Source organism: Herbaspirillum sp. alder98 (genome assembly GCF_020179755.1).
Classification (GTDB): domain Bacteria; phylum Pseudomonadota; class Gammaproteobacteria; order Burkholderiales; family Burkholderiaceae_D; genus Herbaspirillum.
In genome coordinates, this window is the sequence record NZ_JAIUCY010000004.1 from 108,788 (window position 1) to 133,317 (window position 24,530).

A 24,530-nucleotide genomic window follows, 5' to 3' on the forward strand; every position below is an offset into this window, starting at 1 on the left:
GATGTCGCCGACCATGACTCCCCTGCCACCGATTGCCGAACTGCTGCCGCATGCGGCGCCCATGATCCTGCTCGACGGCGTCAGTCACGCCGACGCCGAGCAGCTCGACGCCCATGTCACCATCGGCGCCCATAGCCTGTTCAATAGCGGCAGCGGCGTGGGGGCATGGGTCGGGATCGAATACATGGCGCAGGCCATCGCTGCGTGGGCCGGTTATCAGGGACGCCAGCAGGGCCAGCCGGCCAAGGTCGGTTTTTTACTGGGCGCGCGGCGTTATCAGTGCAGCGTGCCCGAATTCAGCAACGCGATGCAATTGCGGGTCACGGCCCGTTTGCTGCTGCAGGCCGACAACGGCCTGGGCTCGTTCGACTGCGCCATCATCGATGCGCATACACAACAAGAACTGGCGCAAGCCACCGTGTCGGTGTTCCAGCCGCACGACGCCAAACAATATCTTGAAGAAAGCATGGCATGACAACACCGGGGGAAAACACCGTACTCGTCACCGGCTCGAGCCGGGGCATCGGCCGCGCCATCGCGCTGCGCCTGGCGCGCGACGGTTATCACATCGCAGTGCATTGCCACCAGGGACGCGCCGCAGCCGACCAGGTGGCGCAGGAGATCGAGGCGCTGGGTCGGCGCGCACGGGTGCTGCAATTCGACATCGGCAATCGTGAGCTCGCCGCGCAGATACTGCTGGACGACGTCGAACAACACGGCGCCTATTACGGCGTGGTGTGCAATGCCGGCATCTCGCGCGACAACGCCTTTCCGGCGATGCCGGCCGAGGATTGGGACAGCGTGCTGCGCACCAATCTCGACGGTTTCTACAACGTCCTCAATCCGCTGGTGATGCCGATGGTGCGGCGACGCGCGCCAGGTCGCATCGTCACCATGGCATCGGTCTCGGGCCTGATCGGCAATCGCGGCCAGGTCAACTACAGCGCCGCCAAGGCCGGCATCATCGGCGCCACCAAGGCGCTGGCGCTGGAACTGGCCAAGCGCGACATCACCGTCAACTGCGTCGCACCCGGCCTGATCGATACCGACATGGCCCATGACGCGCCACTGGACGAAATCCTCAAGATGATCCCGGCAAGGCGCACCGGCAAACCCGAAGAGGTGGCCGCTGCGGTCGCCTTCCTGATGCATCCCGATGCCGCCTACGTCACGCGGCAAGTGATCTCGGTCAACGGAGGCCTGGCATGAGTGCAAGTCATTCTGCGCGACGGGTAGTGGTCACCGGCATGGCCGGCATCAGCCCGATCGGCAACGACTGGAGCAGCGCGCTGGCGCATCTGCAGACGTTTTCCAATGCGGTGCAGGTGATGCCGGGCTGGGACGAATACACCGGCCTGCATACTCGCCTGGGCGCACCGGCGGCCGACTTTTCGCTGTCCGAAAAATATAATCGCAAGACCACCCGCAGCATGGGACGCGTGGCGCTCATGGCGACCCGCGCCAGCGAGTGGGCGCTGGCCGACGCCGGCCTGCTGGACGATCCCCTGCTGGCCAGCGGCAAGCTGGGCATCGCCTATGGTTCGTCGGCCGGTACCCCCAATGCGATCGCCGATTTCGCCATGATGTTCGCCGAAAAGAGCACCCGCAACATCAACGCCAACACCTACCTGAAGATGATGGCGCATACCGCGCCGGTCAACATGGGCGTGTTCTTCGGCATCACCGGCCGCGTCATCACCACCTCCAGCGCATGCACCTCGGGCAGCCAGGGTATCGGCTATGCGTTCGAAGCCATTCGCGGTGGCCGCCAGCTGGCCATGGTGGCCGGCGGCTCGGAAGAATTGTGCGCCACCGAGGCGGCCGTCTTCGACACCCTGTACGCCACCAGCGTGCGCAACGACACGCCCCGCTTGACCCCCAGCCCGTTCGACCGCCAGCGCGATGGCCTCGTGCTGGGCGAAGGCGCCGGCAGCCTGATCCTGGAAGACCTCGACCATGCGCAGGCGCGCGGCGCCCGCATCTATGCCGAGATCGTCGGTTTCGGCACCAACAGCGACGGCAGCCACGTGACCAACCCGAACGCGGCCACCATGCAGATCGCCATCGAGATGGCGCTGGCCGATGCCGGGCTGCCGGCCGATGCCATCGGCTACATCAATGCGCATGGCACCGGCACCCGCCAGGGCGACGTGGCCGAATCGAGCGCCACGGCCAATGTGTTCGGCCAGCGGGTGCCGATCAGTTCACTCAAGAGTTACATGGGGCATACGCTGGGCGCCTGCGGTGCGCTCGAAGCCTGGCTGAGCATCGAGATGATGCGTCATGGCTGGTTCGCCCCGACCATCAACCTGAGCGAGCCGGACCCCGAATGCGGGGTGCTGGATTACCTCACCGGCGAAGGCCGCGAGATCGATTGCGAATATGTGATGTCGAACAATTTCGCCTTTGGCGGGATCAATACATCGCTGATCTTCAAACGCTGGCCGTAAATCAATCCGGTCGGCCAATCATTTATTAATTAACCAATAACAAGGAGCCTCCATGAAAGCGCTGTCCCTCTCTGTCGCCACCATCGTCCTGTGCGTCGCATCGATCTCGGCCCATGCCCGCGATACCCAGCACCTGCTGCCCATCGCCGACGCCATGCAGATGAAAGACCGGGATGGCGTGCTGGATGGCTCGGTCAAGTTCTACTTCGCCGGCCAGAAGCATCCCGTGGTGCTGCAGAAACTGACCACCGATGTCTCCAACCAGAAGACCAATGCGGTCGGCAAGTCCGATGAAGAAGCCTGCAAGTGGGTGTTCCTGTCGGCGCTGGTGCAGTTCCAGAAGAAGGCCCAGCAGTTGGGCGGCAATGCCGTGGTCAACCTGGTGAGCTACTACAAGAAGAGCGAACTGGCCGACAGCGAAAAATTCGAATGCCATGCCGGCGCGGTGATGGCGGGTGTGGCGCTGAAGGGCGACATCGTCAAGATCGGCGACAAGTAAGCATGGCGGGCGGGCGTCGATGACCACCGCATGGCTCACGCTGCTGGACGCCCGTGCGCTGCTCGACGACGTTGACGATGCGCTGCTGCAGTCGCTGGCGCAGCATCTCGGCCCTGCCGAGCAGGCGCTCCTGCCAGGCTTCGTTCGTCAGCGGCGCCGGCGTGAATTCATCCTGGGGCGACTGCTGTTGCGTCATGACGTGACGCGCGTGACGGCGTGCCCCATGCATCAGATCGAAGTGATCGAACGCGCTGGCGCAGGTCCGCAAATCGTCTTGCCCACTGCAGTTGGCGACACGATCGAGGCCAGCCTGTCGCATGGCGGAGGTTGGATCGCCTGCGCGATCGGCACCGGTTTCGCGCTGGGGCTCGATATCGAAACCAGCCGCGCCGAACGCGACCTGAGCGCATTGGCGCAAACCGCTTTCAGCGCTGCCGAACGTCGCTGGCTGCATGCCCAGATCGACGTCGAGAAAGCGTTCTATCAGCTCTGGTGCGGCAAGGAAGCGTTGTACAAGTATGGCAATAACGCCGGATTACCTACGCTATCGGCTCTGCCGCAATTACAGTGCGACGACCTCCATGCCGCGCCAGGCGTTGGCGTTGGCGCTGACCTGACCTTGATCTACAGCCGCGAGGCGGCGATGCATCTGACGCTGTGTTGCCCGTCCCATACCGAGGTGAAGACAGAAAAAATAACGCTGGAAGAGCTACTGAAAAGGTTCACTTACAGCAATAAATAAATTAGGATTCGCATACCGTGATAACAAGCCACGCCGTGGGGTTTTGCCCTGGCGCCACGAGCTTGACATCATGCCAACTAAAATTAGTGTATTCGGGGGAATCATGTCACACGCAAACAAATGGCTGCTCGCGGCTTCCACAGTGCTGCTCGTCAGCGCCTGCGCCACACCGGAAGAACGGATGGCCAAACTGCAGATCAAGCAACAGCGGCTGGAACTGCGCGCGCAACAGATGAATGAACGGCGCACCGCCCGCATGAACGAAACATCGACCGCGGCGGCGCCTAGCGAATTGTCGGCGCAACCGGTCACCGATCTCGACACGCCGCTGGCCAACGTGCTCAAGGCGCTTGGCAATTGCGACGCCAGCCTGCCGGCAACGCTGAAGCAATTCGTCACCCAGCTCGAGCCGCAGGTGCCGGTCGTCATCAAGGCCAATGGCGCATCGTTCAGCGTGGCCGATCGCACCACGCCGGGCAGTTCCAGCGTAAAGCTTGCCAGCCAGACCCAAGTCTTCGGCCTGCCCATCTCCGGCGTCTTCGACGAAGCCACCGTTATCGGCGGCAATACTGAAAAGATCTCGTGGGGCTTCTATTCTCCCGAGTCCATCTCTGCTGTATCGTCGACGTTGGGCAGCCGCATCGCCAGCTACAAGCAGGTCAGGCAAGATGTCGGCGGCGCCCAGTTGCGCATGGATATCTACGATGGCCGCAGCTGGCGTCGCACCACCCGCTTCGATTATTTCCGTAACCAGTCCAAGATTGCCGGCGAGCGCGTGTTTGCGATCGACGCGTCGCGCGACCCGGCGTTTCCCGGTACGCGTGTGAGCTGCACCGTGCGCGGCACGCAGTTGAAGGACGTGCTGCCGGTATTGCGGCCCGACCTGACCTGAACTGAAATAGTTCGGGCAAACGGTGTCCGGGGTCAGGCGCGCGGGGGCGCAACTGACCTCTTTCGTAGGTTTCATTTCCCATTCTTTTCCACCACCCCGGGCGCTTCGCGCCTGCGGCTTGCATCGTTCGACAAGGGGTTCTCATGAACAAAACCATCATCGCCATGTCCATGGCCGGCGTGCTGCTGGCCGGTTGCGCGGTCCAGGAGCAATCGCGCTCGCTGCCCGTGGCGCAGGTCAATACCGCCAACCAGCCTTACCAGGGCGCACGCAGCCCGATCTCGGTGGGCAAGTTCGACAACCGTTCGAGCTACATGCGCGGCCTGTTCTCGGATGGCAATGACCGTCTGGGCAGCCAGGCCAAGACCGTGCTCGTCACGCATCTGCAGCAGAGCCAGCGCTTTTCCGTCATGGATCGCGAGAACATGACCGAGATCGCCCAGGAGGCCAAGCTGAACCGCCAGGCGCAGGACCTCAAGGGCGCCGCATTCGTGGTCACCGGCGACGTCACCGAATTCGGCCGCAAGGAAGTGGGCGACCGCCAGCTGTTCGGCATCCTCGGGCGCGGCAAGTCGCAGATCGCCTATGCCAAGGTCAACCTGAACATCGTCAACGTGAACACCTCGCAGGTGGTGTATTCAACCCAGGGCGCGGGCGAATACAGCCTCGACAACCGCGAAGTCATCGGCTTCGGCAGCACGGCCAGCTACGACTCGACGCTCAACGGCAAGGTGCTCGACCTGGCCATCCGCGAAGCGGTCAACAACCTGGTCAGCGCCATCGACAGCGGCGCCTGGAAGCCGCAATAACATTCACGGAACCACGGGGGATTCATGAACAGATTCATCAGTGCCGGCGTGCTGGCGGGGGTAGTCATCATTGCCAGCGGTTGCGCCCAGAAGCGGGTGCCAGCGCTCTACGGCTGGGATAACTATCAGCAGCAGGTCTATACCTATCTGAAGGACGAGGGCGCCAGCCCTGTCGAGCAGATCTCGACGCTGGAAAAGGGCCTGCAAAGCATGCAGGCGCGCGGCGCGAACGCGCCACCGGGCTATCACGCCCATCTGGGCATGCTGTACGCCTCGGTGGGACAGGAAGACCAGATGATGCGCGAGCTCGAAGCCGAGAAACGGCTGTTTCCCGAGTCGCAGCCCTATATGGATTTTCTGTTGCGTAAATACCAGACCAAGCAGGTGACCAAATGATGCGTTCGATCAAACTGTTTGCGTTGCTGCTGGCAACCGCCCTGCTGGCCACCGGTTGCGCCACCCAGCGCACGCCCTACGACTATGCCGAGTTCAAGCAGGCGCGCCCGGCCTCGATCCTGGTGCTGCCGCCGCTCAACAGCTCGCCTGAAGTGGCTGCCACCAGCGGCATGTTGTCGCAGGTGACCTACCCGCTGGCCGAGTCCGGCTACTACGTGATCCCGGTAACGCTGGCGTCCGAGACCTTCAAGCAGAATGGCCTGGTCACGCCGGCTGATATCCATAACGTCAGTCCGGCCAAGCTGCGCGAGATCTTCGGCGCCGACGCCGGGCTGTATGTGGAGGTCAAGGCCTATGGCACGTCGTACCAGGTCATCAGCAGCAGCACGGTGGTCACCGCCGAGGCCAAGCTGCTTGACCTGCGTTCCGGCAAGGTGCTGTGGCAAGGCACCGCTACCGCATCGAGCGCCGAAAACCAGCAGAACAACAATGGCCTGCTCGGCATGCTGGTGTCGGCGGTGATCAACCAGATCGCCGACACGCTCAGCGACGCCAGCTTCAAGATCGCCGGCATGACCAGCCATCGCCTGCTGATGGCGGGTCGCGCCAACGGCATGCTGTACGGCCCGCGCTCGCCGCAATACCAGAAAGACTAAGCCTGGCCGGGCGGGAATTGCGTATGATTAACCCCATACGCATCCCGCCGCCCTCACGTTGAGTCTTGCATGAAACCGCTGTTGCCTGTCCTCTTGACTGCCCTTGCCCTGGTCGGCTGCGCCACCCAGGAATACCGCAATGCCGAAGCCTATTGCAGGCCGCCGGCCTACCAGCAATATCCGGTGGTCTACCAGCAGCGCTGGGAAACCCGCACCCGCCCGGTCGAGGTATTCACCGGCCGCAGCCGCTGCGTGAACCGTGACATCGGTAACGGCCGCACCGAAAGCATCTGCGAACCGCTGCGCGAGATCCGTTATATCGACACGCCCGTGCTGGTGACGGTCGATCTCAATGAAATGGCGCGCGACACCGTCATTGCCGCCTGCGCCCAGGACACCTGCATGCGCCAGTTCGGCAATGTCGATTGCAAGAGCGGGCGCTAGCGCCCGCCCCCTGCCGCTCTACTCTGCCAACTGGTATTTCTTGATCTTGTCGTAGAGCGTCTTCCTGGGAATCCCCAGGCGCTGCGCCGCCAGCGCCACGCTGCCATCGCTTTCCCTGAGCGCAAAGGCAATCATGCCGGCCTCGAATTCGTCCACCTGCTGCGGCAACGACATCGCCTCGGCCACCAGCGGCGCCGATGCCGGCGCCGCTGCCTCGGCCACACCCAATACCCAGCGATCGGCAAAATTGCGCAGTTCGCGCACATTGCCCGGCCACTCGCGCTGCTGCCATTGCTGCATCTGCGCCGCAGTCCATGGCGGCACCTCGCGCCGATAGCGCACGGCCGCAGCCTGGAAGAAATGCGCCAGCAGCAAGGCAATATCGTCGCGCCGCTGCGCCAGGCTCGGCAGATCCAGGCTCACCACGCCGATGCGGTAGTACAGGTCTTCGCGAAACTCGCCGCGCGCGCTCATCTGCACCAGATCAGCCTTGCTGGCGGCCAGCACCCGGCAGTCAATGGCAATCGACTCGTTGCCGCCCAGCCGCTCCAGCCGCCGCTCTTGCAGCACCCGCAGCAGCTTCACCTGCAAGGCCAGCGGCATGCTTTCGATTTCATCCAGGAACAGCGTGCCGCCATTGGCATACTCGAGCTTGCCGATGCGGCGCTTCTGCGCCCCGGTGAACGCCCCCGCCTCATGGCCGAAGATCTCGCTGTCGAACACCGACTCGGGCAAGGCGCCGCAGTTGAGCGCCACGAACGGGCCGCGCCGACCGCTGGCGGCGTGCAACTGGCGGGCCACCACTTCCTTGCCGGTCCCGGTCTGGCCATTGATGAGCACATCGACCTCGGCCGCGCCGAGGCTGTGGATCAGTTCGCGCACCCGCTCCATGGCCGGCGACTGGCCGATCAGCGGCGGCAACTCGGGATGGCTGGCCCAGGCCTCGCGCAAGCGCCGGTTTTCCATCACCAGGCGACGTTTTTCACTGGCGCGTTCGGCCACTTCCAGCAGGCGATCGCTGGCGAAAGGCTTTTCGACAAAATCGTAGGCGCCGCTGCGCATGGCGTCGACCGCCATGCCGACATCGCCATGCCCGGTCACCACGATCACCGGCAGATCGGGATCGACGGCCACGGCCGCGGCCAGCAGCTCGAGTCCGGACATGCCCGGCAACCGTACATCGGTCACCACGATGCCGTCGAAGTCACGCGTCAACAGCGCCAGCGCCGGCTCGGCGCGCTCGCAGGCGGTGACGTCGAAGCCGCCCAGTTCAAGCGCCTGCGTGGTGGCGCGTCGCACCGACTGCTCGTCTTCGATCAGGATGGCACGCTTGCTGCCATTGACGCTCTTGCCGCTATTGGTCTCTTGGTTCATGGGGCTGTGAGGTTCAGCAAGGGCAGCCGCACCACGAATTCGGCGCCGCCCTGCTCATGGTTGTGGGCACTGAGCTGCCCATTCATCGCTTGCACGATCGAGGACGAGATCGCCAGTCCCAGGCCGAGTCCTCGGCTGCTGGCCTTGGTCGTGAAAAACGGCTCGAACAGGTGCGGCGCGACCGCATCCGAAATGCCGGCGCCCGAATCGCGGATGCGCAACACCGCCTGATCGCCCTCGATATCCAGCAGCACCTGCAGTTGCTTGACGGGCGATTCCTCCACCGCGTCGAGCGCGTTGCGCAGCAGGTTCACCAGCACCTGCTCGATCCGTACCGCATCACCCAGGATATGCGCGCCATGGCGAATCTCGCGGGTCACGGTCGCGCCCTGTTGCTCGACATCGCGCGCCAGCAGCAGCAACGCCGCTTCGATCGCCTGGCGCAACTCGACCTCGACGACCTGGCCGCCGCTCTTGCGGGCGAAGCCCTTCAACTGGCCGATGATCTTGCCCATGCTGGCGCTGGCGCTACTGATATGTTCCAGGTTCTCGGCCACCTGCGCGGTCTGCCCGCGCGCCAGGAACTTCACCGAATTGTCGGCGAAGGCACGGATGGCGGCCAGCGGCTGATTCAGCTCGTGGGTCACGCCGGCCGCCATCTGTCCCAGCATGGCCAGCTTGCCGGCCTGCACCAGTTCGTTCTGGGTGGTGCGCAATAGCGATTCGGTCTGCTGCAGTTTCTCGAACCGGGCGGCGATGGCCTGGTTGGCGGCGGTCAATTCCTGGGTGCGCTGGGCGATCTTCTGGTCCAGTTCGAGCGCGGCGCGCTGCAGGGCCGCACGCGACTGCAGGCGCTCTTGCATACGGCTTCGATGCTGGGTCCAGGCCAGCAGGGAAATCCCCAGCGCCGCCATGAACAAGGCCGCGGCCAGGGTCGCCAGCGTGGCCGAACGCACCATCCGTGCCGACGACGGAAACAGCCGCAATTGCCAGCCCAGCTGCGCCACGGGACGCGCCACATGCGGCCCGAAGCCCTGCTGCAAGCCCATCGGCAAGGCGCTCACCGGCGTGATCGGCAGGTCGGCGTATTGGTGCGTGCCTTCGAGTTCACGCTGCTGGGGGCCGGACAACTGGCCCAGGCTGTGATACTTCCATTGCTGGCGATTGCTCAGGAACACCACGCCACCGGCATCGGTCAGGGCAATCGGGACTTCGCTGCTGCGCCAGGTATGTTCGAACTCGGCCAGGTCGACCTTGACCACCACCACGCCGATCGGCGGCCCCGACTGGGTCGACGGTGCCTGCTCCGGGCTGCGATAGATCGGTTGGGCGATGAAGTAGCCCGGCTCGCTGGAAATATTGCCGATGCCATAGAAACGGCCGGCGCGCCCCTGAATGGCCTCGCGAAAATAGGGACGAAAACCGAAGTCGCGCCCGACGAAGCTGAATTCCTCGTCCCAGTTGCTGGACGCCAGCGTCATGCCGCGAGCATCCAGCATGAAGATGTGCACCGCCCGCGATTGCTGCTGGATGATCTTGAAGGCCCGATTCAGCCGGTCCACCGCGGGCGCATCGCCGGGATGCTGCAAGACCTGCCGCACCTCGGCCTGGAAACCCAGCGCGAATGGCAGAGTCTCGTACTTCTGCAGGATCGATTCGAGGTCCAGCGCCACGATCTGCAACTGTGCCGCCCCCAGGCTTTGCTGGTCGGCCATCGCGCGGTGCAGCGCGAGCTGATAGGTCGCCCCGCACACCAGCAGGCTGGCGGCCACAAAGAGCGTCAACAGCAGGTTTCTTCTGGACTTCATGTCATGCGTCTTGAGGGCCGCCAATGGAAAACGGCGCCCAGCGGGCGCCGCATGAAAGACAGGATGATAACGCGCATTGGCTGCGCGCTGGCATTATGCGGGCTTGCGCGCCGCACTGCCTTCATCGACCAGCACATCATCGTGCAGATGGCCGTCGCGTTGCGGGTCCGGCATGCGCAGCGTGACGATCAGCGCCACCAGGCACATCGCGGTGACGTACCAGTAGAAGGCCGATTCCATGCCGGCCGACTTCAGCGACAGCGCCACGAACTCGGCCGAGCCGCCAAAGATCGCGTTGCCCACCGCATACGACAGGCCCACGCCCAGCGCACGTACCTCGGCCGGGAACATCTCGGCCTTGATCAAACCACCGATGGACGTATAGAAACTGAGGATGGTCAGCGCCAGGATCGCCAGGCCGAATGCCGCGTAGGCGCTGGTGACATCCTTGAGCAGATGCAGGATCGGGAAGGTGCACAGCATGCCCAGGAAGGCAAAGCACAGCATCGAATTGCGGCGGCCGATCTTGTCGGAGATGGCGCCGAAGATCGGCTGCAGGATCATGTAGACGAACAACGCGCCGGTCATCACGCCGTTGGCGATCTTGGGATCCATGCCGGCAGTATTGACCAGGTATTTCTGCATGTAGGTGGTGAAGGTGTAGAACATCAGCGAACCACCGGCGGTAAAGCCGACCACGTTGATGAAGGCGCGCTTGTGCTTCAACAGGCCCTTCAGGGTGCCGGCGTCCTTGGTCTTGCGCACATCCGAAGATGCAGTCTCGGCCAGCGAGCTGCGCAGATACATGGCCACCAGTGCGCCCAGTGCGCCCAGCGCGAACGGCACGCGCCAGCCCCAGGCCATCAGTTCTTCGCGCGACAGCCACTGCTGCATGCCGAACAATACCAGCACGGCCAGCAACTGGCCGCCGATCAGCGTCACATACTGGAACGAGGCAAAGAAACCGCGTCGGCCATTGGGCGCGATCTCGCTCATGTAGGTCGCCGACGTGCCGTACTCACCGCCCACCGACAGGCCCTGGATCAGGCGCGCCAGCAGCAGCAGCGCCGGCGCCCAGGCGCCGATCATGGCGTAGGTCGGCATCAGCGCCAACGCCAGCGAACCGCCGCACATCATCAGCACCGAGATCAGCATCGATGTCTTGCGACCATGCTTGTCGGCGATGCGGCCAAACAGCCAGCCGCCGATGGGACGCATCAGGAAGCCTGCGGCGAACACGCCGGCCGTATTGAGCAACTGGGTAGTCGGATCACCCTTGGGGAAGAACGCCGGCGCGAAGTAGATCGCACAGAACGAGTAGACGTAGAAGTCGAACCATTCGACCAGGTTGCCGGACGAGGCGCCGAGGATGGCAAAAATGCGCTTGCGGTACTCAGCCGGGCTGAGCTTGGTCTTTGCAGTCATGGGATCTCCTGTATTGGCGCTGGCCGCGCCTTGATGTTGGAAGCAATGGTTGGCAAGCCTTATTGCAGGCTTTGTGCCAGCGCAGAGCACCCTCACGACAGAAGACAAGTCATTGATTTTTATCATGTTTTTTGGATAGATCAATTGCGGCGGCGCAGCAACTGTGCGGATATCCGCATCCCTTCCGAAAGCGCTTGCGCGGATTTCCAGCCAAGCACTGGCCGCACGCAAAATGAAAAACGGCGCATGCCTCGCAGCATGCGCCGTTCATCGGACTTTCTTGAATGACGACTCAGTCGATCAACGATCCGACAAGGCATCCATGACGCACAAGGCGGTCATGTTGATGATGCGGCGAACCGTCGCCGATGGCGTCAGGATATGCACCGGCTTGGCGCAACCCAGCAGGATCGGGCCGATCGCCACGCCATTGCCCGATGCGGTCTTGAGCAGGTTGTAGGCGATGTTGGCGGCGTCGATGTTGGGCATCACCAGCAGGTTGGCGTCGCCCTTCAATGGCGAATCGGGGATCGCCGCGTTCAGCAGCTTGCTGTCGAGCGCGGTGTCGCCGTGCATTTCGCCGTCCACTTCCAGGTCGGGCGCGACTTCGCGGATGATCGCCAGCGCTTCGCGCATCTTGATGGCCGATGCGCTGTTGCTGGAACCGAAGTTCGAATGCGACAGCAGCGCGGCGCGCGGTTGCAGGCCCAGGCGACGCATTTCTTCGGCGGCCAGAATGGTGATCTCGGCCAGCTCCTGCGCAGTCGGGTTCTCGTTGACATGCGTATCGACCAGCACCAGCTGGCGATTCGGCAGGATCACGATGTTCATCGCCGCGTAGACGTTCACGCCCGGACGCTTGCCCAGCACCTGGTCGATGTAGTGCAGGTGCAGCTGGGTGGTGCCGTAGGTGCCGCAGATCATGCCGTCGGCGTCGCCCTTGTGGATCGCCATCGAACCGATCAGGGTATGACGACGACGCATTTCCAGCTTGGCGTATTGCTCGGTGACGCCCTTGCGGCGCGACAGCTCGAGGAAGCTCTGCCAGTAATCGCGGTAGCGATTGTCGAAGTTAGGATTGATCACTTCGAAGTCGGTGCCGGCGCGCAGGCGCAGGCCGAACTTCTTGATGCGTTGTTCCAGCACTTCCGGACGGCCCACCAGGATCGGCTTGGCCAGCTTCTCGTCGACGATCACCTGCACCGCGCGCAGCACGCGCTCTTCTTCGCCTTCGGCGTAGACGATGCGCTTCTGGGCTTCGGCTGCCTTCTTGGCGACCTGGAAGATCGGGCGCATCACGGTGCCGCTGTGATAGACGAACTGCTCCAGCTTCTCGATGTAGGCGCCCATGTCCTGGATCGGACGGGCGGCCACGCCCGAGGCCTCGGCTGCGCGCGCTACGGCCGGCGCGATCTTGATCATCAGGCGCGGATCGAACGGCTTCGGAATGATGTACTCGGGGCCGAACGACAGGTTGGTCACGCCATAGGTGGCAGCCACGATGTCGGACTGCTCGGCCTGGGCCAGCTCGGCGATGGCGTGCACGGTGGCGATTTCCATCTCGCGGGTGATGGTGGTGGCGCCCGAATCGAGCGCGCCGCGGAAGATGTACGGGAAGCACAGCACGTTGTTGACCTGGTTCGGATAGTCCGAACGGCCGGTGGCGATGATGGCGTCGTCACGCACCGCCATCACATCTTCAGGCAGGATTTCAGGGGTCGGGTTGGCCAGCGCCAGCACCAGCGGACGCGGCGCCATCTGCTTGACCATGTCCTGCTTGAGCACGCCGGCGGCCGACAGGCCGAGGAAGATGTCGGCATCGGGGATGACTTCGGCCAGGGTGCGGGCGTCGGTTTCACGCGCGAAACGCTCCTTGTCCGGATCCATCAGTTCCTGGCGGCCCTTGTAGACCACGCCGGCCAGGTCGGTCACGTAGATGTTCTCGATCGGGAAGCCCAGGTCGACGATCAGGTCCAGGCAGGCCAGCGCCGCAGCGCCTGCGCCCGACACCACCAGCTTGACTTCCTTGATGTTCTTGCCGACCACCTTGAGGCCGTTCAGGATCGCAGCGCCAACGATGATGGCGGTACCGTGCTGGTCATCGTGGAAGACCGGGATCTTCATCTTTTCGCGCAGCTTGCGCTCGATGTAGAAGCACTCTGGCGCCTTGATGTCTTCCAGGTTGATGCCGCCGAAGGTCGGCTCGAGGGCCGCGATGACGTCGATCAGCTTGTCGGGGTCGTTCTCGTTGATTTCGATGTCGAAGACGTCGATGCCGGCGAACTTCTTGAACAGCACGCCCTTGCCTTCCATCACCGGCTTGGAGGCCAGCGCACCGATGTTGCCCAGGCCCAGAACGGCGGTGCCGTTGGTGATCACGGCCACCAGGTTGCCACGGGCGGTGTACTTGAATGCATTGAGCGGATCGGCGACGATTTCTTCGCAAGCCGCGGCCACGCCGGGAGAGTAAGCCAGGGAGAGATCGCGCTGGTTGGTCAGCAGCTTGGTGGGCGTGACACTGATCTTGCCCGGCGTCGGAAACTCATGGTAATCCAGCGCTGCCTGACGAAGTTGCTGACGCACTTCTTCTTTCTTACTGATCATCGAATCCATAACTCTGTATTCTCTCTATTGACTTGCGAAGACCGGTGATTCTAGCAGAGGTCGCCCCCCAATCATAGGCCGCCTGCCTCATGCTGCTGCGCGCAAAGCCAGTCCGGTAGGGGCTTTGCGCGCAGCCGCGAGCGGTGCGTGATGTTCGCGAACATGCCCTTTGACGGTGCAATTGACGACTGTTCGTGACCTGATGCGAGCATGTTCGCGCAAGCGCCATGCCGCTGCCACCGTGCTCAACGGGGCGCCCGGCGTTGCCCACTGTGGATACTCCTTAGTGCCCGAAGCGCAGGCCGCCGCGCTCTTTCAGTGCATATTGCAGCGCAGCATTCACGCTCGGCTTGCAAAAAAATTTAGAAAAGTTCGCGCCGGTGCTTAGTTATCTGGCGATATTGTGCGCCAGATGCGATGACGGATTGGTTACAATCGGCGCATGCTTTCCGAATTCGAACTCATCGCGCGCTACTTTCAACGCCCGCCTGCGCCTGACAGTCGCACCGCGCTTGGCGTGGGTGATGATTGCGCGCTGATGACACCGGCGCCGGGCATGCAACTGGCCATTTCCAGCGACATGCTGGTCAGCGGCCGTCACTTCTTTGCCGATGCAGATCCGCAGGCGCTGGGCCATAAATGCCTGGCGGTCAACCTGTCGGACCTGGCGGCGATGGGGGCGCAACCGATTGCCTTCACGCTGGCACTGGCGCTGCCCGAAGCGGATCCGGCCTGGCTGGCGCCGTTTTCGGCTGGCATGCTGGCGCTGGCCGACCGCCACGGCTGCGAGCTCATCGGGGGCGATACCACCCGCGGCCCGCTGACGATCTCGATCACGATCTTTGGCGAAGTGCCGCCACAACAATCGCTGCGCCGCGATGCCGCGCGCGCCGGCGACGATATCTGGGTCTCGGGCTCGCTGGGCGACGCCCGCCTGGCGCTGGCCGCCTATCGCAACGAACTGACGCTGTCGGACACCGAATTGCTGCGCGCAGCGCCCCGCATGCACGAACCGACACCACGGGTCGAGCTCGGCGTGGCGCTGCGCGGCATCGCCCACGCTGCCATCGATATCTCGGACGGCCTGGCCGGCGACCTCGGCCATATCCTGTCGCGCTCGGGCGTGGGCGCCACGCTCCAGGTGGACGCCCTGCCCCCCGGCAATGTCCTGCAACAGCGCGAACTCGACCTGCGCCGTCGCTTTACGCTGACCGGCGGCGACGACTACGAACTGTGCTTTACTGCACCGGTGCGTCAACGCGATGCCATCCAGAAGGCGGCCCACGCAGCTGGCGTCGAAGTGGCGCGGGTCGGCAGCATCGAAGCCGCCGCCGGGCTGCGCATCGTTGACGCCAACGGCCAGGCGATGCCACTTGCGCAAGACTCATTCGATCATTTCCGTTCATGACCCAAGATACTGTTCCCGGTACGGCCGGCCCGACCCTGCCGTGCCGTCGCGCCAACGCCCGCTTCATGCTGGCGCATCCCGCACACTGGATTGCGCAGGGCTTCGGCAGCGGCCTGTCGCCGATCATGCCCGGCACCGCCGGCACCCTGTTCGGCTGGCTGTCGTATGCGGTGCTGACGACGCGCTGGCCGCAGGTATTCACTACGGCCAACTGGCTGGCCATCGTGGTGGCGGGCTTCGTGATCGGCATCTGGGCCTGCCATCGCACCGGGCGCGCGCTCAACTCGCCCGATGACGGTAGCATGGTGTGGGACGAGATCATCGCCATCTGGCTGGTGCTGTTGATGGTGTCGCCGGCCAGCCTGAAAGAGCAGTTCGCCGCCTTCGTCGTGTTCCGCTTCTTCGACATGGTCAAGCCGCCGCCGATCGCCTGGTTCGACCGCCATTTCAAAGGTGGCTTCGGCGTCATGTGGGACGACATCGTGGCCGCCTTCTATACCTTGCTGGTGCTGGCGTTCTGGCGCGTCTACGGCTGACGGTTCAACAATGGCCGCGACCGGAGTATGCTTCACCATGCATGTATCTGATCACTGCCACAGGTCACCACCTGAGTGCCCCAGGCCCTAACCGAGGATGACATTCATGGACACCACGATCGACTTAGCCACCCGCGTAGGCCAGGCCCTGAAGGCCCGCGGTCTGCTGTTAGCCACTGCCGAATCATGCACCGGGGGCGGCGTGGCGCACGCCATCACCGAAATCGCCGGTTCTTCCGAATGGTTCGACTGCGGCTTCATCACTTATTCCAACGCATCCAAGAACGAATTGCTCGACATCGCCGAGTCGCTCATCGCCCAGCATGGCGCGGTCAGTGAGGAAATCGCCGGCGCCATGGCCGAGGGCGCCGTGGCCAACAGCAGTTCGCACGTGGCCGTCTCGACCACCGGCATCGCCGGGCCGGGCGGCGCAGTGCCCGGCAAGCCGGTCGGCACCGTCTGCTTCGGCTGGCGCGTGGGCGACAAGACTTATACCGAACGATTGGTGTTTGCGGGCGACCGCCGCGAAGTGCGCGAACAGACGGTCGTGCATTCGCTGAAGGGATTGTTGAAGTTGCTGTCGGACTAACGTTATCCGCCGGCGCGACGGAATAACTTATCACTCCGATTCCGTCGCCCTGACGAAAGTCAGGGCCCAGCGTCTTTCGCTTCATCTCAAGAATATTTTCCTGATTCTCCGCCCGACGCATACGGTGTCGGCTGTCGAGCCGACCGCGATCAACGGTACTTGTTGATCGCGTCCCGCGTCTCGAGCGCTACCCGGCGCGCAGCGGCGGTGTAGTCTTCACCCGGTTCACGCGCGGCATACAGGATGGCGCGTGACGAGTTGATCATCATGCCGGTGCCGGCTGCGGTGCGGCCAGCCTTGACGGTGGCCTCGACGTCGCCGCCCTGGGCGCCCACGCCGGGCACCAGCAGCGGCATGTCGCCGATGATGGCGCGCACCTGCGCCAGCTCCTGCGGGAAAGTCGCCCCTACCACCAGGCCGCACTGGCCATTGGTGTTCCACTTCTCGGCCACCAGGCGCGCCACGTGCTGGTACAGCGGCCGGCCCGCGACATCGAGGAACTGCAGATCGGAACCGCCCGCATTGGACGTGCGGCACAGCACGATCACGCCACGATCCTTGTATTCCAGATAAGGCGCCACAGAATCCCAGCCCATGTAGGGACTGACCGTGACCACGTCGGCGTTGTAGCGCTCGAAGGCTTCGCGCGCGTATTGCTCGGCGGTGGCGCCGATGTCGCCGCGCTTGGCGTCGAGCACCAGCGGGATATCGGGGTAATGGCGGCGAATATAGGCGCAGATCTGCTCCAGCTGGTCTTCGGCGCCCAGCGCGGCAAAATAGGCAATCTGGGGCTTGAAGGCACAGGCCGCGTCAGCGGTGGCGTCGACGATGGCGCGGCAGAACTCAAAGATGGCATCGGACTTGCCGCGCAACTCCTCGGGAATCTTCTTGACGTCGGGGTCCAGCCCCACGCACAGCAGGGAGTTACGCGTTTTCCACGCGCCGTTGAGCTTGTCGATGAATGTCACGGGTGTGCCTTGATGGTAAAGATCCGATATTGTATCGCGCCGGCGGCCAGTGGCGGCGCTCTCAGCCGTTCTCGTACACCCATTGCAGCAATGCATCCTGGGCCTTCTGACCACTGGGCGCTGCCGCATGATTGATCAGAAACACCACGACATAGCTCTTGCCGGAGGCCGCCTGCACATAGCCGGCAATCGAGCGCACGTCGTTGAGCGTGCCGGTCTTGATATGCGCCTGGCCAGCCACACCCTGGCTCTTCAGGCGGCGCCGCATGGTGCCGTCATAGCCGACCAGCGGCAACGACGAGACGAACTCGGGCATCAGCGGCGAGCGATAGGCCTGCACCAGCATGCGGCCCAGCAACAGCGGCGAGACCCGCTCGATGCGCGACAGGCCGGCGCCGTTCTCGATGGCCAGGGCGCTGGTGTCGATGCCTTTGTCGTTGAGCCACGAGCGCACCACCCGCGCGCCATTGACGGTGTCGCCCGGCTGGCCGCTCATCTCGGCGGCCACGGTCAGCAAAACCTGACGCGCCATCACGTTATTGCTGTACTTGTTGATATCGCGAATCACCTCGGGCAGCGTAGGCGATTGCCATTGCGCCAGCGGGCGCGCCGACGGCGTCACCACGCCATTGACCACGCGCCCCGAAAAACTGCCGCCCAGATCGGCCCACATTTGCTGAAAGGCCTGCCCCACGTATTGCACGTGCGACATCCGATACGGATTGACGTACCAGCTGCGCGGACCGCAATCGGCGGCATAGCTGCCGGCAAACGAGGCGCCGCTGGCTTCATTGCCCAGCATCAGGCGGTTCTGCCAGTCAGCCGGGCACGGCTCTGATGTCAGGCGCGGCGGCGTCAGCGCATAACCGGCCAGCGGCGGATCGGTGGTGACCGTCACGGTGTTGGCGGCCGGATCGGGGGTAAAGCGATAAGCGATCGTCTTGTAGTTCAGCAACAAGGCATCCGGGCCGACGTTATAGGGCTTTTGCGGATCGCCGTCGAACTGCGAAGGGTCGTAGAGATTGTCGGCAAAGTAACTACGATCCAGCACCAGGTTGCCGTTGATCTGGCGCAGGCCGGCGGCGCGCAACTGGCGCAGCAGCAGCCAGAAGTTTTCCATTACCAGCTTGGGATCGCCGCCGCCCTTGATGATCAAATCCCCCTGCAGCACGCCCTGGCTCAACACGCCATCGACATAGGCCTGGGTCTTCCACGAAAAGGTCGGCCCCAGCAACTCGAGGGCGGCGTTGGTGGTGACCAGCTTCATGACCGAGGCCGGATTGAAGGGCTGGTTGACGTTGTTCGACACCAGCGCCCGCGTGCCGCTGTCGGCATCGAGCACCAGCACCCCCACATTCTGTTGCGGGATATGCGCGACCCGCAGTGCGCCCACCACCGGCGGCGGCAGGCTTTGCGCCGCCAGCGGCGCGTTGCCGGCAAGCAATGACAGGGTAACGATCAGGAACCGGGAAACACCAGAGATACGAAACAGACGTGACATGATTCAACCAAAGAGACGGGTCACGCATTATAGGAGAGATGCGCCGCTCCATCTGCCGTGACACGCCATCACGCCCGGCATTGGGGCCATGCGATAATTCGCGTCCCGCAATCCGCCAGCCTGAGGGGGCTGACGGCGGCGGCAGTAAATCAAGAATATGCCAACAGACACCAGCAAAGCGCGCGACCCATCACGCCGACGGCGGCCCGACCTGCCGTCGCTGCTGGCGCTGCTCAATCCGCTGACCTTGTTTGCGCAACGACCGACCCGTGCCGACGATCCGCCACCGGAAGAACTGATCGGCCGCGGCGTACGGTTTGTCGAACGCATCTACCGCATGCGCATGGTGGGCGTGGCCACCGGTTTCGTGTGTGTCGGCGCCGGACTGCACGAACATGCCGCCGGCTGGCTAGCCTGGACCCTGCTCCTGATGCACGCACTGGTGTGGCCGCAAGTGGCGCGGATGTGGGCGCTGCGCTGCCACATCCCCTACCGTGCCGAACGTCGCAACCTGGTGATCGACTCGGTCTACGCCGGCTTCTGGGTCGCCGCCATGCAGGGCAGCCTGGTGCCGGCGGCGGTGATCATCACCATGGTCTCGATGGATAACATCGCCGCCGGCGGCATTCGCCTGTTCATGCGTGGCCTTTATGCCAACCTGACCGGTTTTGCATTGGGCTGGCTGGTGCTGGGCTTCAGCTTTGCGCCGCACGCCAATATCACCACCATCCTCGCCAGCCTGCCGATGCTGGCGCTGTATCCGTTGGCATTGGGCAAGACTACTTACGACATGTCGCGCAAGCTGGCCGAACGCTCGCGCGCCTTCGAGCTCGTCAGCCAGACCGACGGCCTGACCGGACTGTTCAACCGCCGTTACTGGGAAAACCTGCTGATCTGGGAATTCGAGCGCTGCGGCAACCGGGTGCGCCCACGCCAAGCCTGCCTGTTGCTGCTGGACCTGGACCATTTCAAATCGATCAACGACACCCACGGCCACTTGGTGGGCGACGAGGTGCTGCGCAGATTTGCCGCCCTGCTGCGCAGCAATCTGCGCGAGCAGGATGCGATCGGTCGCTACGGCGGTGAAGAATTCGTGGTGATCCTGCGCGACACCGGCTTCAACGAAGCGCTGCAGCTGACCCAGCGCCTGGTCGATGAAGTACGCCGGCACCAGATGATCCCGGAAGGCTTGCGCGGATGCACGGTGAGCGCCGGCCTGGTCCCGTTCGAGCGTGAAATGGAAGCCCACTACGTGTGGCTGCAGCGGGCCGACCATGCGATGTATCGCGCCAAGAAGAACGGCCGCGACTGCGTCGTGGCCTGGGATGAAGCCAGCGTTGGCTCGCCGCAGCCAGCGTACTGAATGCGTGGACGCAAAAAAGGCCGACATCTTCGGGGCCGCCACGAGGCCACTGTGAAGATATCGACCTAGGGAAATCAAGGCGGGACAATCGGCTTGTTCAATCAGACCATCGAATATCCCAGGTCTGTAGCCAATGCCCCGCCGGCCGCGGCTAGCGGCAAGACGAGCCCATCAAGCCCGTCAGATCAGTACCGGCAGAGCCTCCAGTACCAATAGCGCCATCAGCGCGCCACCTACCGCGCCGACCGTACGCAGTGTCATGCGGATGGCACGCGAGGCCACCGGCACTTCACCGCAGAGTAACAAACCCGCCAACGTCATCGGGACAAAAAACACCAGGTTGTTCATGATGATATTAGGCATGATGCGTCTCCTCATTGGCCTGTCTCATTCTCGAATTATTCTAAGCATCGATCAGCATGACGATTCGCGTAACTAACAATGCGTCATCAAACTTGATTGACAAAACCTGACAGGAGCCTGAAACCGGCTCTGGACTTGGCTTTTACGATGCTCTTGTTGATTCGAGTATAGGCCGCATGCTCAATAACACAAGCATCCCGTACAACTTTCGTTGCTGCATAGCAGCGAGGGTGATGCGAGCCGAATGATGTTGCGATCGCACAAAAGTTAGTTTTAAAGGCTAAATTGCCTTGACCCATTTTTGAGCACGAGCGTAGAATTCGTCCGTTCTCATTAAATGGAGTCCCTCTCATGGGTACTTGTTCGGGTGACAGTTGTTGCCGGTTAATTTCCGGTTAAGCCAGGCAAGATTTCCGCAGGACTCCCTCCTGTCGTCATTTTGCCCAAGGCAGATGACGGCATAACGATGCAGGCCGCGCACGACAATGCGCAGCGCCCCACCCGCATCGTCATTCCCCACAACGACAGATCAACGATCGACCGCTACGCAAACAGCGTCACGGCTTCGCTTGCCCTTTGCTGCCTCGCGGCAGCCTCATGCCTTCCCCGCCAACCCGGCGCCGGGAAACGCATCCGCTTGGGTACGAATATGCTGACGATTAGCTGACAGATCCGCCGTGCTGGCGGCTCCTTGCGTCGCGTCACAGGTACCGACGACAGGCACTCCTCCCAATCCTAAGCGGAGGCTGTGATGCAACAGGAACCACCATGAACCACCCCACCGGCAAGGCCAGCCCCGGCCGACACGACGAGCGTTGAATCGAACGCTCCATCGCAAGCCCTGCGCACCATTGACTAGCGTGCGCAAACAACAAGAAAAGAAGTGCATCATGAATCTGAACCTGTTGAAAGAAACCTTCGTCACCTTCATCCGCGCCCGCGGCATGGACCGCCATTTCCGGCGCCTGGGCATGGACATGTTCCGTAGCGCCCCGCTGACCCGCGAGGTCCCGCAAACGCTGGCCGAGCAACTGAACCAGGCTGCTCACTGCGACAGCGCCGAGCTGCTGCAACGCCTGGGTTCGCGCCCGGATGGCCTGACTGAAAACGAAGCTGCCGCGATCCGGGCCGAGGTCGGCCCCAACGAAGTCGAGCACGAAAAGCCGCTGTCCTGGCCGGTGCACCTGTGGCACTGCTACAAGAACCCCTTCAACCTGCTGCTGACGCTGCTGGCGGCGGTCTCGTTCTATACCGAAGACATGAAGGCGGCGATTGTCATCGGCACCATGGTGGTGGTGTCGACCCTGATGCGCTTCGTGCAGGAGGCGCGCTCCAACACGGCCGCCGACAAGCTCAAGGAAATGGTGAGCAACACCGCCACCGTGATGCGCCATGACCTGCGCGAAGAGATCGCCGAAGAAGCGCGCCGTTATTTCGACGTGCAACTGCAGTCGCGCGGCGCACGCCGGGTCGAAGTGCCGATCCGGCAACTGGTGCCGGGCGACATCGTGCTGCTGTCGGCGGGCGACATGATGCCGGCCGACCTGCGCCTGCTGGCCGCCAAGGACCTGTTCGTCAGCCAGGCTGCGATGACCGGCGAATCGCTGCCGGTCGAGAAATTCGCCAGCCCCAGCAACCTCAACACGGCCAGCCCGCTGGAGCTGGACAACCTGTGCTTCATGGGCACCAACGTGGTCAGCGGCTCGGCCACTGCAGTGGTCGTCACCACCGGCAAGCGCACCTACTTCGGCGCACTGGCCGAGCGCGTCACCGCCACCGACCGCAGCCCCACGGCGTTCCAGTCGGGCGTCAACAAGGTCAGCTGGCTGCTGATCCGTTTCATGCTGGTGATGACGCCGGTGGTGTTCTTCCTCAACGGCTTCACCAAGGGCGATTGGGTCGAAGCCTTCCTGTTCGGCCTGTCGGTGGCGGTGGGCCTGACCCCCGAGATGCTGCCCATGATCGTCACCTCGACCCTGGCCAAGGGGGCAGTGGCGCTGTCGCGCAAGAAGGTGATCGTCAAGCGGCTCGATGCGATCCAGAACTTCGGCGCCATGGACGTGCTGTGCACCGACAAGACCGGCACCCTGACGCAGGACAAGATCTTCCTCGAGCGTCATACCGACATCCGTGGCGAGCGCGACGATGAAGTGCTGCAATACGCCTACCTGAACAGCTACTACCAGACCGGCCTGAAGAACCTGCTGGACGTGGCCGTGCTGGAGCACGCGGAGCTGCAGCGCGAAATGTCGGTGGCCTCGGCCTACCGCAAGGTGGACGAGATTCCATTCGACTTCCAGCGCCGCCGCATGTCGGTCGTCGTCAGCGAACGCGAAGACCATCACGAGCTGATCTGCAAGGGCGCGGTCGAAGAGATCGTCTCGGTCTGTACCCATGCCCGCCATGACGGCCGCGTGGTGCCGCTGACCCCCGCGTTGCTGGAAGAAATCCACGCCACCACCGCACGCCTGAATGCCGAAGGCCTGCGCGTGGTCGGCGTCGCCGCCAAGGACCTGCCGCCCACCAAGGAAACCTACGGCCTGGCCGACGAATCGGACCTGGTGCTGGTCGGTTACATCGCCTTCCTCGATCCGCCGAAGGAGTCGACCGCGCCGGCGCTGGCAGCATTGCGCGCGCACGGCGTGGCAGTCAAGATCCTGACCGGCGACAACCAGTTGGTCACCGCCAAGATCTGCCGCGAGGTGGGACTCGAAGTCGACGGCATGCTGCTGGGCGGCGATGTGGAAAAGATGAATGACCAGGAACTCGCCGTGGCCGCCGAGAAAGTCACGGTGTTCGCCAAGCTGAGCCCGGCCCACAAGGAACGCATTGTGCGCGTGCTGCACGACCAGGGCCACGTGGTCGGCTTCATGGGCGACGGCATCAACGACGCCCCGGCCTTGCGCGCGGCCGACATCGGCATCTCGGTCGATACCGCCGTCGATATCGCCAAGGAAGCGGCCGACCTGATCCTGCTCGAGAAGAGCCTGATGGTGCTGGAAGAAGGCGTGCTGGAGGGCCGCAAGACCTTCGCCAACATGCTCAAGTACATCAAGATGACCGCCAGCTCGAACTTCGGCAATGTGTTCTCGGTCCTGATCGCCAGCGCCTTCCTGCCCTTCCTGCCGATGCTGCCCTTGCATCTGCTGGTGCAGAACCTGCTGTATGACGTGTCGCAGATCGCCATCCCGTTCGACAACGTCGACCGCGAATTCCTGGACAAGCCGCAGCGCTGGGACCCGGCCGACATCGGTCGCTTCATGGTGTTCTTCGGCCCGATCAGCTCGATCTTCGACGTCTCCACCTTTGCCCTGATGTGGTTCGTGTTCGGCGCCAACTCGCCCGACCACCAGACCCTGTTCCAATCCGGCTGGTTCATCGAAGGCCTGCTGTCGCAAACGCTGATCGTGCACATGATCCGCACCCGCCGCGTGCCGTTCTTCCAGAGCCGCGCAGCCTGGCCGTTGATGGGCATGACGCTCATCATCATGGCCGCCGGCGTGTTCCTGCCGATGTCGCCGCTGGCGCACTACTTCAAGCTGGAAGCGCTGCCGCTGTCGTACTTCGCCTGGCTGGCCGCCATCCTGGTGGCGTATGCAGTGCTGATCCAGGTCATGAAGAATTGGTATGCGCGGCGTTACGGGTGGCAGTAAGGTCGCTGAAACAGGCACCGCCCCCCTGCAATAACGCGACGATGACCTAG

The 24,530-nt window shown here is 63.2% G+C and carries 22 protein-coding genes; 15 read left to right on the forward strand and 7 right to left on the reverse strand.

The annotated features are described in order from the left end of the window. Position 1 precedes the first annotated feature (1 nt). The 10 genes from LBW87_RS11050 (at position 2) to LBW87_RS11095 (ending at position 6,888) form a co-directional block, all read left to right on the forward strand. Positions 2-475 carry a hotdog family protein gene (locus tag LBW87_RS11050; protein ID WP_225201519.1) on the forward strand — a complete coding sequence of 158 codons (474 nt, stop codon included), beginning with the start codon at positions 2-4 and terminating at the stop codon, positions 473-475. Next, positions 472-1,209, forward strand: a complete 738-nt coding sequence (gene fabG, locus LBW87_RS11055; protein WP_225201520.1) for a 3-oxoacyl-ACP reductase FabG — start codon at positions 472-474, stop codon at positions 1,207-1,209. The genes LBW87_RS11050 and fabG overlap by 4 nt, the downstream gene beginning before the upstream one ends. Then, positions 1,206-2,450, forward strand: coding sequence for a beta-ketoacyl-ACP synthase (locus LBW87_RS11060; RefSeq protein WP_225201521.1), 1,245 nt, complete (start codon positions 1,206-1,208; stop codon positions 2,448-2,450). Before fabG ends, LBW87_RS11060 begins: the two co-directional genes overlap by 4 nt. Before the next feature lie 52 nt (positions 2,451-2,502). Further along, positions 2,503-2,949 carry an excinuclease ATPase subunit gene (locus tag LBW87_RS11065; RefSeq protein ID WP_225201522.1) on the forward strand — a complete coding sequence of 149 codons (447 nt, stop codon included), beginning with the start codon at positions 2,503-2,505 and terminating at the stop codon, positions 2,947-2,949. A gap of 19 nt (positions 2,950-2,968) precedes the next feature. Next, positions 2,969-3,691: a 4'-phosphopantetheinyl transferase family protein gene (locus tag LBW87_RS11070; RefSeq protein WP_225201523.1), complete on the forward strand. Its 723-nt coding sequence runs from the start codon at positions 2,969-2,971 to the stop codon at positions 3,689-3,691. 181 nt (positions 3,692-3,872) lie between these two features. Continuing rightward, positions 3,873-4,583 carry a hypothetical protein gene (locus LBW87_RS11075; protein ID WP_225201524.1) on the forward strand — a complete coding sequence of 237 codons (711 nt, stop codon included), beginning with the start codon at positions 3,873-3,875 and terminating at the stop codon, positions 4,581-4,583. Positions 4,584-4,726: 143 nt separating this feature from the next. Next, entirely contained in the window at positions 4,727-5,392 is a 666-nt protein-coding gene (locus LBW87_RS11080; protein WP_225201525.1) for a CsgG/HfaB family protein, read from the forward strand. A 24-nt stretch (positions 5,393-5,416) separates the two neighbouring features. Continuing rightward, positions 5,417-5,788, forward strand: a complete 372-nt coding sequence (locus LBW87_RS11085; RefSeq protein ID WP_225201526.1) for a DUF4810 domain-containing protein — start codon at positions 5,417-5,419, stop codon at positions 5,786-5,788. After that, a complete protein-coding gene (locus LBW87_RS11090; protein ID WP_225201527.1) occupies positions 5,785-6,444 on the forward strand; it encodes a DUF799 domain-containing protein in 660 nt (219 codons plus the stop codon). The genes LBW87_RS11085 and LBW87_RS11090 overlap by 4 nt, the downstream gene beginning before the upstream one ends. Before the next feature lie 69 nt (positions 6,445-6,513). Further along, on the forward strand, positions 6,514-6,888 hold the full coding sequence (locus LBW87_RS11095) for a hypothetical protein (protein WP_225201528.1): 375 nt from the start codon (positions 6,514-6,516) through the stop codon (positions 6,886-6,888). An 18-nt stretch (positions 6,889-6,906) separates the two neighbouring features. Here the strand turns inward: LBW87_RS11095 and LBW87_RS11100 are convergent, their stop codons facing one another. From LBW87_RS11100 to LBW87_RS11115, 4 genes are all read right to left on the reverse strand, one after another. Then, complete coding sequence (locus tag LBW87_RS11100; protein WP_225201529.1) at positions 6,907-8,262, reverse strand: sigma-54-dependent transcriptional regulator; 1,356 nt, start codon at positions 8,260-8,262, stop codon at positions 6,907-6,909. Beyond that, positions 8,259-10,070 carry a sensor histidine kinase gene (locus LBW87_RS11105; RefSeq protein ID WP_225201530.1) on the reverse strand — a complete coding sequence of 604 codons (1,812 nt, stop codon included), beginning with the start codon at positions 10,068-10,070 and terminating at the stop codon, positions 8,259-8,261. The genes LBW87_RS11100 and LBW87_RS11105 overlap by 4 nt, the downstream gene beginning before the upstream one ends. A 93-nt stretch (positions 10,071-10,163) precedes the next feature. Then, entirely contained in the window at positions 10,164-11,495 is a 1,332-nt protein-coding gene (locus tag LBW87_RS11110; protein ID WP_225201531.1) for an MFS family transporter, read from the reverse strand. A gap of 300 nt (positions 11,496-11,795) precedes the next feature. Further along, positions 11,796-14,108 (reverse strand): NADP-dependent malic enzyme, encoded by a 2,313-nt coding sequence (locus LBW87_RS11115; RefSeq protein ID WP_265112924.1) that lies wholly within the window; start codon positions 14,106-14,108, stop codon positions 11,796-11,798. Positions 14,109-14,541: 433 nt separating this feature from the next. Between LBW87_RS11115 and thiL the strand changes: the two genes are divergently transcribed. The 3 genes from thiL to LBW87_RS11130 all read left to right on the forward strand — a co-directional run bounded on the left by thiL (position 14,542) and on the right by LBW87_RS11130 (position 16,632). Then, a complete protein-coding gene (gene thiL / locus LBW87_RS11120; protein WP_225201532.1) occupies positions 14,542-15,507 on the forward strand; it encodes a thiamine-phosphate kinase in 966 nt (321 codons plus the stop codon). Then, positions 15,504-16,043, forward strand: a complete 540-nt coding sequence (locus LBW87_RS11125; RefSeq protein ID WP_225201533.1) for a phosphatidylglycerophosphatase A — start codon at positions 15,504-15,506, stop codon at positions 16,041-16,043. Before thiL ends, LBW87_RS11125 begins: the two co-directional genes overlap by 4 nt. Before the next feature lie 106 nt (positions 16,044-16,149). Then, the gene (locus LBW87_RS11130) at positions 16,150-16,632 is read left to right on the forward strand and encodes a CinA family protein (protein ID WP_225201534.1); all 483 of its coding nucleotides are present in this window, start codon (positions 16,150-16,152) and stop codon (positions 16,630-16,632) included. A gap of 149 nt (positions 16,633-16,781) precedes the next feature. Here the strand turns inward: LBW87_RS11130 and pyrF are convergent, their stop codons facing one another. Then, a complete protein-coding gene (gene pyrF, locus LBW87_RS11135) occupies positions 16,782-17,600 on the reverse strand; it encodes an orotidine-5'-phosphate decarboxylase (protein ID WP_225201535.1) in 819 nt (272 codons plus the stop codon). 61 nt (positions 17,601-17,661) lie between these two features. Continuing rightward, positions 17,662-19,101, reverse strand: a complete 1,440-nt coding sequence (gene dacB / locus LBW87_RS11140; RefSeq protein WP_225201536.1) for a D-alanyl-D-alanine carboxypeptidase/D-alanyl-D-alanine-endopeptidase — start codon at positions 19,099-19,101, stop codon at positions 17,662-17,664. A 157-nt stretch (positions 19,102-19,258) separates the two neighbouring features. Here dacB and LBW87_RS11145 point away from each other — a divergent pair, with 157 nt between their 5' ends. After that, positions 19,259-20,464 (forward strand): diguanylate cyclase, encoded by a 1,206-nt coding sequence (locus LBW87_RS11145; RefSeq protein ID WP_225201537.1) that lies wholly within the window; start codon positions 19,259-19,261, stop codon positions 20,462-20,464. Between the two features lie 180 nt (positions 20,465-20,644). On the opposite strand, the gene LBW87_RS11150 is transcribed toward LBW87_RS11145, so the two are convergent. Continuing rightward, positions 20,645-20,827: a hypothetical protein gene (locus tag LBW87_RS11150; protein WP_225201538.1), complete on the reverse strand. Its 183-nt coding sequence runs from the start codon at positions 20,825-20,827 to the stop codon at positions 20,645-20,647. Between the two features lie 890 nt (positions 20,828-21,717). On the opposite strand from LBW87_RS11150, the gene mgtA reads away from it, so the two are divergent. Then, positions 21,718-24,480 (forward strand): magnesium-translocating P-type ATPase, encoded by a 2,763-nt coding sequence (gene mgtA / locus LBW87_RS11155; RefSeq protein ID WP_225201539.1) that lies wholly within the window; start codon positions 21,718-21,720, stop codon positions 24,478-24,480. Positions 24,481-24,530: the final 50 nt, after the last annotated feature.